Source organism: Terriglobales bacterium (assembly GCA_035567895.1).
GTDB lineage: Bacteria > Acidobacteriota > Terriglobia > Terriglobales > Acidobacteriaceae > Gp1-AA112.
Genome location: DATMPC010000110.1, coordinates 71,470 through 83,500 on the forward strand (window position 1 = coordinate 71,470; position 12,031 = coordinate 83,500).

The window sequence follows — 12,031 nt, forward strand, 5'->3', positions numbered from 1 at the left end:
AAATCCTTCAGAAATGAGCTACGCGACTGGCGCCAAGCACCAATCCGAGAGTAAGCGCTGCTATGACGACCTCGCCGAGAGCGCCGACAACAAAGGGACGCATCCCTTGCTTCGCCATCGCGCGAATATCGGTCCGCAAACCTACGCCTGCAAACGTAAGCAAGAATGCCCAGCGCGAGAGATTTCCGAGAGCGGCAGTCTGTGACTTATCGAATACATGCAGGCTGGCTAGGGCCGAGATCAGCAGGAAGCCGAGTACAAATTTGGGAAATTTTGCCCACAGAAATTGCGCTTTGTTCTGCTTGAACTCCGTCGCCTTGCTTGTCGCCCAGCGCAAGGCGAAGCCAAGCACTACGAATCCGATCATGGCGTTGCGGGTAGTCTTGGCCAGCACGGCGAATTTTTGCGCCGTATCGGAGTAGATCGCACCAGTCGCAACGGCTTCTGCGGTGTTGTCGACCGCAAGGCCCGACCACAGTCCGAAAGCGTGGTCCGACATCCCAAGTGCATGACCAATGAGTGGAAATGTGAACAGAGCGATTGCACCCAGGGCGAGAATGGCCGCGATCGCAAACGACGCGTCTTCATCGTCGGCCTCGATCGCGCCTTGCGTTGCAATAATCGCGGAGACGCCGCACACCGACGATCCCACCGCAAGCAGTGCGCTGAGGTTGCGATTCAACCCGAAGACGCGGCCAAGCCACGTCATGAAGCTGATCGCCAGCGTAAGCTCGACGACTACGAGCACAAGACTCACGCTGCCCATCAAGGCCAAATCACCGACCAGGAAACGCGCTCCCAGCAGCACGATGCCGGTCTTCAACCAGAAATCGTAAGTGGCGATTCCAGCACGAAAGACCTTCGGCACGCCGAAGGTATTGGCGACCACCACCCCAATCAGAATCGCCCACAGCACGTACTCGATGTTGGGAAGATGCAAATGATGCGACTTGCCGTAAAGCGCGATTCGTTGCTCAATGAACTTCCCGAGTAAACCGATCGCCGCAAGCAGCGCAACGCCCGGCAAAGGCTCAAAGATCCGTTGTGGGAAGGGAGCGAATCTGGGTTGCGGTATCGCTGCAGTTGCCATGTTGATCTCCTTCCCTACCAGGGAACTCTCTTGATCACGCCCAGGCGCACAACTATTGCCAATGCCAGTGCGGTCCAAACTGCAACGGCGTCGAGCGAGAGGTGGGGACGTTTGCGAATCGGTGTCATAGCTGCTCCGTTTTTGTTCAGAAAATAAAAAGCCCATCCGCTGTGGATGGGCTTTGGAGACTTATCGGGAACTGCTAAAAAAGTCTAGGAATGCACCTCCACACACGAGCGCACACAAATCCGACAACAACACATGCTCGCGATGGAGAGGTTATGCATTAGCCAAATAACGTATCTGACCCCGGTAGAACTGTCAACTGCGCATCAGATTAGACAGACACGCTTGGAGATTCAGGATTTTTTACAGTCAGCAAGGCCAAAGGACTTTCGCTGCTCTTCTACGATCTTCCCCGATTTCACTCGCGTTGTCCCTGTGCGAAACCTGAACCCGTTGCTCCCAGCCAACTTATACGAGAATACCAAGTGGAGGTAACGAGCCGTGGCAAACCCATTCGTGCATGTGGAACTGAATACGCCGGACCCGGAAAAAGCAAAGGCGTTCTACTCGAAGCTATTCCAGTGGGAATTAGAAGATGTGCCCAACCCCGCCGTGCCCTCCAGTGTCTACACCATGATCAAAGTGGGATCGGGCACGGGTGGCGGCATCATGAAGCAAGTTTCCGGCGGACCTTCCGGTTGGCTCGCTTATGTTGAGGTGGATGACATTCAAGCTGCGACGCAAAGGGCGAAATCGCTAGGCGGCAAGATCATGAAGGACGTAACCGAAGTGATGGGCATGGGCTGGCTCAGCTTTATTCAGGATCCGACGGGCGCAGTTCTGGGGCTCTGGAAGACAAAGAAATAATCTGCGTTAGCGCTCGCTATGGAAAGAGATCAATGCAGGCCGCGAAGGCCTGCATCACTATTCCCTGTCCCCTGCCTTGTTACAGGCGATAACCGACCAGTGTGCCCGGCGCAGTCTGCAGGAAGAGCATGTCGGCGATGTCGTCTACCGCGTATGCCGGCTCCTTCTCTTTGCCAAGATTCACCTGTGCTAGCGGCTGTGCTGTGCTCTTATCGATCTGCATCAACACATTGCCATGTCCGTCGGGAGCGCGCGTCAACATGAAGACGAATCCAGGGACATCCAGCGAGGCCTTGAACCGCTTCGTCGCCATCGCTGCCGACTGCTTTGAGTAGCCCTCGAGCTGCTTGCCACCCTGCGTGTACGCCGCAGCGAGCTGGCCGGTTACCCGTTGAGTAGTGGGATCGGTCGCCTGCTGCGAGGCTTGAGCGAAGGCGTCACCGTATGCCGAGGCAGCGGCACCGTAGAGGCCTGCGCGCACGGCGTTGAGCGCATAGAGAGCGCGCAACACTCCCGGAAGCTGCGGTGCCGGGTAGTAAACCTGCTGCTTGATTTGTCCGTCGCGCGCAACAATCACCAAGTTCTGCGAAGAGCTGAGGACGATTCCTTCCTGCCGGATCTCCATCGCCGTAGGATCTTCACCGCCCTGCAGCTTGATTTCATTTCCTACTGCGCGGAAAGTACCGGCCTCGCGATCAACTGCATAGAGCCGATGGTCGCGATTCGCAAACACATAGAGCGTCTTACCTTCCGCAGAGTGATGCAGGTAGTAGCGTGCAGCCTTGTAGTCGCTCGAGCTGAGGGGCTTGCCGCTCTCGATTGCGTCTTTGAACCGCGGCTCTCCGGTTTCGAGATCGATGACGTTGACCTCAGCATTGATCGTTGCGTCGGGCCGCGATACATAGAGCAAGCCCTTCGGGGTGAGCTCCGCGTAAGCGAGCTGGCCTTTGATCTTGACGTCCTTTTTCAACCGCAATGACGCGCTGGCAACATCCAACACGTTCACAAATGTGCGCGACTCCGCGTCCACAGCGAGGACAACAGCATTCCCAGCGACCAAGGCGTCGATCACCGTGCCGTGCATCCGGATGGGTTTTGGGGCGATCATGGTTCCATCTTCGTAGCGAGCGACGTTGAGCCCGGTTTGCACAACGCCATTGACGATGCGAACGTTGCCGGTTGCCTCGTTCTCCGGCGGCGCCTCAGGAAGCATCACAATCCCTGCTGGATGCTGCACGATGTCGCGTATGCGTCCATCCACCTTCGCCGGTTTAGTCCACAGCGCCTGGCCGTCCGTCAGGCCGTATGCCATCAAGCTGTCGTTGAAGCTCACGTAGATGCGATTAGGTTTGTCGAACGACGGATACAGACGCACGTGCTGCGCCACCATACCTCGCTGTGTAGGAAGAGTCGCCGACCAGCGCACTGCTCCAGTGCGCGCATCCAGAGCGCGGAGACCCATCAATGTGTGCACGACGATCATGTCCGGCCCGGCCTGCAGAACCTCGAGTGCCGTTGACTCTGCCGCAAGGTTCTGGAGTCCCTGCATCAGCGCACCAAAGCCTCTCTTCTTAGGCTCAGTCTGCGTAAACAGCGACTCATTCGCCCAAAGTCGCTGCCCGTTGACGAGGTCGAATAGCCCCACCACGGACGGACCCGCAGCCCGCTTTCCGTGGACCAGAAGTGTGCCGCTCTGGGGCAGAACGCGGCGTGTAATCACCTGCGTGAGATCAAGTTTCCGTGAATCGAAGATCACAGAGCCAGTCACTGGATCAAAGATCAGGAGCAAGCCCTCTCGCTTAGCTTCCATCAGGAGCGATCCTTCGACTGGGCGCACGCTATCCGCCGAAAGTCCTCCCAATTCGGGTTTCTCCCATGCAACTCGCCCGCGATCGATGTCTATAGCTGTAAGCGCGCTGTCGGTCGAGACAAGGAGAGCTCCCGCAGGCGTGATCTGCTGCCAACGAATGTCGCCATTCACCTTGACGGTCCAAGCGGCCGTCGCGGTGGAAGTGGTGGTGCTGTCGGCTTGTGTGTAAACGCTGCTTCCGAAGACGATCCCAAATACAGACAGCAGGACCGTACGGCAAGTGCGGCCAAGAAAAGAGGCCATCATCATCACAATCTCCTTGTGGAAGGGCAGAGGCGGGATACCAGTGGTCATGCTCCCCGATATCGAATCGGGAAGCAAAACACGAACAGACATGTCCTGCTAGAGCGCTCTGAGCCGTTTTCCGCGTATTCCGTGCTCAGTGATAAGACAGTTCTTGCTTTGCGTTGGGGATCGCTTGAGTCTCAGCTTTTTGGCGCAGACCTGCGATGCACTACAATTTCGCGCCATGCTGAAGAAAGCTGTCATCGCCATTAGCTTCGCTGCCTTGTCCCTCACTCAAGCGAAGCCACAAATACAGCCACAATCGCAACCCAGCCAGTCGCAAACTGCGCAACCTGCCCCGGCGCAGACGCCGGCGTTCACCGTCAAGCAAATCGGTAAAGGCGTTTACGCGGCGATCTCGGGGCGCGCCGGGGGCAACACTGGATTCATCATTGGCGATAACGGGGTGCTGGTGGTCGATACCTTCATCAGCCAAACGCCCGCGCGTGACCTGCTAAGCGAAATCCGCAAGATCACGAATCTGCCCGTGAAGTATGTCGTCAACACCCATTACCATCTCGACCACGTGGCCGGCAATGCCATCTTCACTGAAGCGGGAGCAACCGTGATCGCCCATCGCAACGAGCGCGGTTGGGTGCGGACGGAAAATCTGAAGTTCTTCCGGCAGAATGGCGCAACGCCAACCGCGGAGCAGCGCGCGCAAGTCGCGTCCCTCGTCGAGCCGCAGATCACCTATGACCACATTCTCGAAGTGAATCTCGGCTCACGCCTGGTGCGAGTCGTTTATTTACCCGGCCACACCGGCGGCGATTCCGTGGTCTACATTCCTGATGCAAATGTCGTCTTCACCGGCGACCTCGCATGGAACCAGCGCATTCCCAATTTGATCGATGCCACTACTTCAGCCTGGATCGAAACCCTCGACAAAATGATGGCTGCGCATCCCAACGCTACCTTCATCCCCGGCCATGGAGACGTAGCCAGCGTGCAAGACATTAGAGCGTTTCACGATTACCTGGCAGCGCTGCGCGAGAGCATTCAGAAGGCGCAAGCTGCAGGACAGAGTGGCGACGCACTAACGCAAACTGTATTGGCCGATCTCAAGCCCAAATATGGTGCGTGGCCCGGCTTCGAACGTCTTAGCCCGCTGAACGTCCAGCAAACGGCCGCCGAACTTGACGGAACAAAGAAGATTCCACAAGCTGAGTAGGAATATGCTATTGCTCATGCCAACCAACTCTCGCGCTGGAACTCGCCAGGTTAAGATCTTCAGGAGCGGACGAAATCAGGTTGTGCGAATTCCGCGAGAGTTCGAACTTCTTGGTGAGGACGCTATCATGCTCAAGGAAGGCGAGCGACTAGTTATCGAACCGGCGCGGCCGCCGTCTCTGGTTGCGTTACTGCGGGCGCTCAAACCGCTGAAGGAAGATTTTCCCCTCATTGCTGAGTTGACGATTGATCCTGTCAAGCTCTGACGTGCTACCGGCCCTCGCGTGAGATTTCCCGTCATCGTCGCCGCGGGAAACGCATAGATCTCTTCAATTCCTCCATTACCTCGTAGACGATTGGGCAAGTAAAAGTCCGACCAATCATTCCCAGGGTGCGACAGACGAAATCCGACTCATAGAGGTATGGATAACCACTGCAATCGGCAGGACGATCTTCATACACGCTACACCGGTTGTCTTTCAGGAATGGACACGGAGTCGTGCGGGTGATCCAAGGATTGTCACAATCCGGTTCCGAGCGTTCCAGATACGACTCGATGAATTGTTCACGCGTCGTTCCAAGACGGTGTGCCAGGCGCCCGACTTCCATCTCGCTGAACGTTGGCTTGACCTCGCGACAGCAGTTGGCGCACTTGGTGCAGTCGATTCCGGCCCACACGCGCCGCGTGCTGGCAAAGACACGACGGTCAATTTCATCCGGCTCCAGATTGCATTTGGTCTTTAGGAACTGACGAAACCTATAATTTTCGTCCTCCTTTTCCTCGGCGAGCTTGCGTATCTGAACAAGATCGAAGGCCATACTGACACTCTTCCTGGTCCTGCCTCTTGCTTTCGCAGCTTAGAGGCTTAGGAGCCTAGCAGCTTCTTCTATTCCCCCGTCCCTGGTAAAACTCCGATCGTATGCAGCCAGCGCGAGGCTAACTGCGGCCACCTTGTTACCGGCTTCTCCGTCGGACGCAGGCCATATCCGTGGCCGCCTTGCGCGTAGGTGTGCAGCTCCGCGGGTACGCCTGCTTTCTTCAGCGCCATGAAGTACTCGACCGCGTTCTCTACGTGTACGCCATCGTCCTCCGCCTGCACGAGGAAGCTCGGCGGCGTTGAAGCTGTCACCGGAATGTCCGGACTGAACTCGAAATTCTTTTCGGCATTCGCGAGATATCCGGGATAGAGGATGATGGCGAAGTCAGGACGGCAGCTCAGTTGATCGGCCGCATCCACCGCCGGATACAGCCGCTGCTCATAATGCGTGCTGACGGCCGCAGCCAGATGCCCTCCTGCCGAGAATCCCAAGACCCCCACCCGCTTAGGATCGATGTGCCACTCTGCCGCATGCTCGCGCACGATCCCGATAGCACGCTGGGCATCCTGAAGCGCCGCGCCCGATTTGGGAAACGGCCCGGTCTCCGGCACGCGATACTTCACCAGCACGCAGTTCACGCCAATCGAGTTCAGCCAGTCGCAGACCTCTGTTCCCTCAAGGTCGATCGCCAGGATGCGATAGCTTCCGCCGGGAAACACCACCACCGTAGGCATAGGGCCTGAGTTCGGCGTGCTCTTGACCCCATACAGCGTGAGCGTCGGCACGGAGACATTGCCGATTCGAATCACGGGGCGTCCCGCAACCTGACGGTCCTTCGCGGTTGTGGTCTCCTGCTCTGGTGCTTTGGCGGTCGATGGGCCAGGCGCGCCGCCAGACCACAGAGGAACGGTTGTATGTTCCGGACTCGGTGGCCAGGCCGAAGGTGTTGGCGTTTGCCCAAAGGCGGAAAGAACGAAAGAGATGAAGACGAGCTGCAGAAGCAGCGATTTCAGCGTTCCGGACATAGCCGGAAAGTGTACCCTACTCGTCTTCGCCGACTGCCGGCAAGCGTTCCCGGCAAAGTTCGCCCTTTCACCAACCGAAACGTGCGGTAGGTGAGCGCCGTTCCCGCAGCCCATGTGCGGCGAGCCATGGGAATTGCGATACCAAATTAGATCCCGAGATACCTTTGGGGCAATCGAGGTTACTTAGGACTTATCAGCGGGACCTGCGAGGCGAGTTGGAGTTCGATCATCATGCCGACACGGCGATCGATCTGAAAGAACATGGCGGTTTTCTGGCGCGAGATCACCTTCTCGAATTCAGGAATGAATTTGAGGCGCAGCTGAGTGTTGTCATTGTCGAGAGCTAGCCACCGCTTAATGTAACTGCCGGCTTGATCTTCGCTCAGGTTCCGATAATTCTGTGCGTACTCCTTGATCAAAGCGTAGCGAACATCGTTCACCTTGATGGTCTCTCCGATGTATCGGTCGTACACGGGCCAGAATTTAGTAGCTTCCGTTTCGGTCAAGGGCATGTTGGCGGCCACAACCTTCTTCCGTTCAGAACGAATGTCCTGCCGCATCAGCTGGATGTTGGCCTCGTTCACCTCCTCTGCGTTGACAGTTTTGGCGCTTGCCGGCGAGACTGCGGGCTGTTGCGCACTGAGCAAAGAAGACGCAGCGAGCACGGATGTCGCCACGTAGAAAACGAGAGCCATGTTCCGCTTCAAGGTGGAATTCTCCTTTTCTGGAAACTGAGTTCTCCGACTATGTCAGACAGGATTCAGAGAGGCCACTGGTAGTTTTGACAAGTCTGCGAGGGGCTCAGCCTGTTCCGCTTTGTTCTTTCATCGGACCCCCAGACAGTCAGGGGCCCCGTCCCACGTTGAAACAAAAAGGCGCCACTCCACCAATTCCCTGCTCTTTCCCTGTTAAGGCTCAGAACAGGGAATTTAACAGCGAAAAGAACAGGGAATTATTTTTCCGAACACCAAACCCGCATGGATACTGGGGAAAACGAGAGCGACCAGGGAAATAGCAGGGAATTAACAGAGAATTTTGTTTGACGCGAGCTTCTCTGCCTACTCGCCAGCCCCTGCCGGCGATTGACCGTTGCATCTACATGAGCCGGGTGCCTATCAGAATCTTCCAACGGCCACTCCGTCTAAAAGTTTATTTTTCACGTGATCCCGAAATCTAAAGGACTTATATCGCGAGATCCCACAAATCCCATGGGATATCCCACCCCATCTCCTGGGATCTCGGTGGGATATCCCAGAAACCGCGGTGGGATCGAGGTGGGATATCCCACACCTTGAACGTGGGATCTCGCTGGGATTCCTCTTGTCTTCTTGTCCGCGAAACAACGCCGCGCTCGCAAGTGGGTCGCAGACCCCAACACGTGACGCAGACGATCTCGCTGTGGGGAGGTGGGCAGCCACAGCCCCCCGCGAACGCCACGAGACTCTGCCTCGGTTGACGGCTCACCTGAGCCTCCCGAAATGGAAAGATGTCGCAGCATCGCTCTTCGCATAATGGCGCGAATCGAGCAGCAAGAGCAAGGTTCATCCGTTGCTCGCAAGATTTTCCAGCGCAGACGGATCAACAACTTGCAAGCTAAAAGTAAAATATTTGCGCAATCCGTTGCTCTAAGACAATTCCACATCCAAATTTAGCAAAAAACGGGCCTTCAGAAATCCCGTTTCTGTATCGTGCTCGTCGAGATTGCAATCAGGACGACTGTACCGATCAGGCATATCGCGACGCTTGCCCACGGAAAATTCGAGACTACCCATGTTTGCCTGTCAACGTACTCCTGAAGTCGCATGAAGCGCACAAGACTCAAAGCGCGAAGCCGATCCACGATCGTGCCGTAGAGGTTGAGGATGAGTATTCCGAAGGCAACAACCGGCGCTGTGTATTCACCTTCGATTAAAGACGAAACGAGAATGGACATGCCAAACAGGAGTAACCCACCGCTCAGAACAGGCAGTACCAATAAGCAGACGTGCACAAGAGGAATCGGCTGGCGCATGTAGATGGACAAGAGCGCCAGCATGGCGACCCAGGGGGAGAGGGTCAGTGCAAGAACCTCAGCGAACCCAACCGCAACACGCGACAGGACCAGTTGCGTGCGGCTGACCGGCAAAGCCAACGTAAACAAGGTAACCCCAATCGCTCGCTCTCTCAGCAGCCCTGCCATGCCCAACAGGATGGCGGCAATCGTCGTCAACCCCACCTGCCATTGTTGAGCGAAGAACAGAAGCCTGCGCTCTTCTCGGAGGCCAAACGCAAAGGCCGGCAATCGGCTAAAGCCGTCACCGGTTCCGCGGTCAAGGACGAAGAACCCACAGAAAAACACGAGCCCGCCCAGGCAGAGGAGAAACCTCCATCTTGTTTCGAGCCATGCCTTATACCAGAGCATCAGAGTTCTCCTTTGCGGTTACTGTGTGAAGGAACAACTCGCGCAAGCTCACGCAATCCACGTCAACGGAGGCAGCGCACAGCGCGTGAGCCTTCTCGACAACTGCGTCGGCATTCCCCTGAGCCAGAAAAACCGTCTGCCTGCCTGCCGTACTAATATGGGAAATCCCGGGAAGGCGAAACGCGCCACGTGGAGGATCGCCCGTAAAACCCACAGTCACGCGGCGATAGTCCTGTCGGAGATCGTCCATGGAGACACTCACTCGTAGCTCCCCGCGATCAATGATGCACGCCTGGTCCGCGATACGCTCAACTTCGGCGATCTGATGCGAGGAGAAGAACACCGTGATTCCCTCGGATGCGGCTGCTACAAGCTCCGAGAGAAACTCTTCGATGCCAACCGGATCAAGCCCTTCACTAGGCTCATCGAGAATCAGGAGTTGGGGTCGGCGGGCGAGTGCTAGCAGCAGCGCCAGCTTTGTCCTCATGCCCTTTGAGAGTACCTTCACCTTTCGCTGCTTCGGCAGTTCGAATTGCCGAAGCAGTCGTTGCTCTGTGTCTGTTCGCCAGTCCCTGTAAAACGATCGTGTGAATCGAATCAGTTGCTCGACCGTCATGTATGAGTAGAGCTGCTTGTCTTCCGCAACATAGGCAACTTCAGCACGCATATGCCGGCTCTGCTTGGCATTCTGGATCGCCCTTCCCAGAACAGTCCCGGATCCGGAACTCGGGAACGCTATTCCCAGAAGCATCTTGATGGTCGTACTCTTTCCTGCTCCGTTTCGGCCAAGAAAGCCAGTGATTTGTCCACGCTGCACCTTAAGATTAAGATCGCAAACAACTGATGCGTCGCCATAGCGCTTTGATAATTCTCGCGTTTCGATCACCAGGTCTGTGCTCATGGTTTCCTCTCCCTCGATACCTCGTAAAACAACTCAGCTTCCAACATGCGGTGAATCTCTTCGTCGGAGAAGCCCTCGTCGCGGAGCGAGTCGACTAACTTCCCAATTCGGGCCTGTGCCCCTCGCACGCTATCGGCGCGCGACTTGACGCGTTGTCTTGCAGTCACGTAAGCGCCGGAGCCATGCCGAAGGTCAAGAAGGCCCTCGTGTTCGAGCTCCGAATAAGCTTTTGCGATCGTGTTGGGACTCACCACCAGCTTCTCCGCAAGGGTTCGGATACCAGGCAATACATCGCCGTGATCCAGAACCCCGGTTTCGATCGCATGGCGAATCTGCTGGATGAGCTGCAGGTACAGAGGCTGGCCGGCTGCAGGATTGAGTTTGAAGATCACGACCGGTACTGTATCACTGATATGATACAGATGGACACCGACATTGGGGGGCAAGGTTCCACGGTATCGAAAGGCGGGTGGCCGATCCCTTCATTTTGTCTTTGATTCTTGTGACCTTTCAAAACTGCGGGTGCCGCATCCTTCGCGATGTTCGAAGGATGCGCTCATCCACGCAGATTAGGCAACGACACGCGAGCGCCGAGTAGAATGTCTGCCCGCGTCATCCGTGTCCCATTCCACCATCACCAATCTCGAACGAAAGGGGACAAAACGAAAAGGGGCAGCCTGACCAGCGCAAATTCTCGAGAGAGTGATATAAAAAGTCGCGCACTTTAGGCCGACCCCTTTGGTCCAGGAACTGTGCACACGATATGGATTCAAATATTACGCAGCAGGAATCTCTTCCGGCGATGTCGAGGCCTTCGACGATTGGGCTGGCGCTCGGTTTGCTGTGGGTAGGTTTAGTCATCGGTCCACTCAAGTTAGCGTTGAATTGGGCATACCTCGTTTCCCGCTCCGGGGTTGCTTTCAACGTCTTGGTCGTCGGCGTTGCTTCTGCTTTTTACTGTTTCCTCGTATGGAAGATCGGTGAAGGGAAGAACTGGGCGCGGATTGGTTTTCTGGCGCTGTTCGTGCTCGGCGTGGCGCCATACATCTTCATTTTGCGCTCTGAATTTGCTCGTTCTCCGCTTATGGGAACAATGAGCATTCTTCAAGCTGGTATTCAGGGTTCGGGACTCTTCCTACTTTTCACCAGCCCGGGCAACGAATGGTTTCGGCAGAGGAAAAATTAGCAGGCTCCTTGTATCTATGTATCTATGCTTTGCTCGGCGGTGAGATGCTCTTGTCCGTGATTACAACTCTGTATCCCTCACCTGATGCCTGCAAGAAAGGTGTTCTCGGGTTGCTGAACGAAGGCGATGTTGTGCTCTTGGATTCAGAACACAGAGAAGTACCCCAGTGGCGATGGAGAGAGCTATTTTTGACTCCTGGTCCGCCTGAAGATTTTCGAAACTTTCGACTGCGTGTCACTGCGCAAGGCGCTAACAAGATCGCATAGAGCCGGCACTGATCAGACAACGCTAAGCGCCGAAGGCGCGCCATTCTCGTAGCCCATGTGCGGCGAGCCATGGGAACGCGTTAATAGATTTCGTCCCCGAGCCCGTAGGGCGGCATTCATGCAGGTGCGTTTGTTGTGGACGACA

The 12,031-nt window shown here is 56.1% G+C and carries 12 protein-coding genes; 4 read left to right on the forward strand and 8 right to left on the reverse strand.

From position 1 onward, the window contains the following. Positions 1-7: 7 nt before the first annotated feature. Positions 8-1,090 carry a putative sulfate exporter family transporter gene (locus tag VNX88_23915; GenBank protein ID HWY71735.1) on the reverse strand — a complete coding sequence of 361 codons (1,083 nt, stop codon included), beginning with the start codon at positions 1,088-1,090 and terminating at the stop codon, positions 8-10. Between the two features lie 507 nt (positions 1,091-1,597). On the opposite strand from VNX88_23915, the gene VNX88_23920 reads away from it, so the two are divergent. After that, entirely contained in the window at positions 1,598-1,963 is a 366-nt protein-coding gene (locus VNX88_23920) for a VOC family protein (protein ID HWY71736.1), read from the forward strand. Between the two features lie 79 nt (positions 1,964-2,042). On the opposite strand, the gene VNX88_23925 is transcribed toward VNX88_23920, so the two are convergent. Continuing rightward, entirely contained in the window at positions 2,043-4,127 is a 2,085-nt protein-coding gene (locus VNX88_23925; GenBank protein ID HWY71737.1) for a PQQ-binding-like beta-propeller repeat protein, read from the reverse strand. A gap of 124 nt (positions 4,128-4,251) precedes the next feature. Here VNX88_23925 and VNX88_23930 point away from each other — a divergent pair, with 124 nt between their 5' ends. Continuing rightward, on the forward strand, positions 4,252-5,289 hold the full coding sequence (locus VNX88_23930) for an MBL fold metallo-hydrolase (protein ID HWY71738.1): 1,038 nt from the start codon (positions 4,252-4,254) through the stop codon (positions 5,287-5,289). Between the two features lie 16 nt (positions 5,290-5,305). Next, positions 5,306-5,554 carry a hypothetical protein gene (locus VNX88_23935; protein ID HWY71739.1) on the forward strand — a complete coding sequence of 83 codons (249 nt, stop codon included), beginning with the start codon at positions 5,306-5,308 and terminating at the stop codon, positions 5,552-5,554. A gap of 31 nt (positions 5,555-5,585) precedes the next feature. Here VNX88_23935 and VNX88_23940 read toward each other — a convergent pair whose 3' ends face one another. From VNX88_23940 to VNX88_23965, 6 genes are all read right to left on the reverse strand, one after another. Continuing rightward, a complete protein-coding gene (locus VNX88_23940) occupies positions 5,586-6,107 on the reverse strand; it encodes a YkgJ family cysteine cluster protein (GenBank protein ID HWY71740.1) in 522 nt (173 codons plus the stop codon). 68 nt (positions 6,108-6,175) lie between these two features. Beyond that, on the reverse strand, positions 6,176-7,132 hold the full coding sequence (locus VNX88_23945; GenBank protein HWY71741.1) for an alpha/beta hydrolase: 957 nt from the start codon (positions 7,130-7,132) through the stop codon (positions 6,176-6,178). Positions 7,133-7,311: 179 nt separating this feature from the next. After that, complete coding sequence (locus VNX88_23950) at positions 7,312-7,827, reverse strand: hypothetical protein (protein HWY71742.1); 516 nt, start codon at positions 7,825-7,827, stop codon at positions 7,312-7,314. 971 nt (positions 7,828-8,798) lie between these two features. Beyond that, on the reverse strand, positions 8,799-9,533 hold the full coding sequence (locus VNX88_23955) for a hypothetical protein (protein ID HWY71743.1): 735 nt from the start codon (positions 9,531-9,533) through the stop codon (positions 8,799-8,801). Continuing rightward, complete coding sequence (locus tag VNX88_23960; protein HWY71744.1) at positions 9,520-10,434, reverse strand: ABC transporter ATP-binding protein; 915 nt, start codon at positions 10,432-10,434, stop codon at positions 9,520-9,522. Before VNX88_23960 ends, VNX88_23955 begins: the two co-directional genes overlap by 14 nt. Next, positions 10,431-10,826, reverse strand: a complete 396-nt coding sequence (locus tag VNX88_23965) for a GntR family transcriptional regulator (GenBank protein ID HWY71745.1) — start codon at positions 10,824-10,826, stop codon at positions 10,431-10,433. Before VNX88_23965 ends, VNX88_23960 begins: the two co-directional genes overlap by 4 nt. Before the next feature lie 371 nt (positions 10,827-11,197). Here VNX88_23965 and VNX88_23970 point away from each other — a divergent pair, with 371 nt between their 5' ends. Next, positions 11,198-11,620 carry a hypothetical protein gene (locus VNX88_23970; protein ID HWY71746.1) on the forward strand — a complete coding sequence of 141 codons (423 nt, stop codon included), beginning with the start codon at positions 11,198-11,200 and terminating at the stop codon, positions 11,618-11,620. The last annotated feature ends 411 nt before the right edge of the window (positions 11,621-12,031 follow it).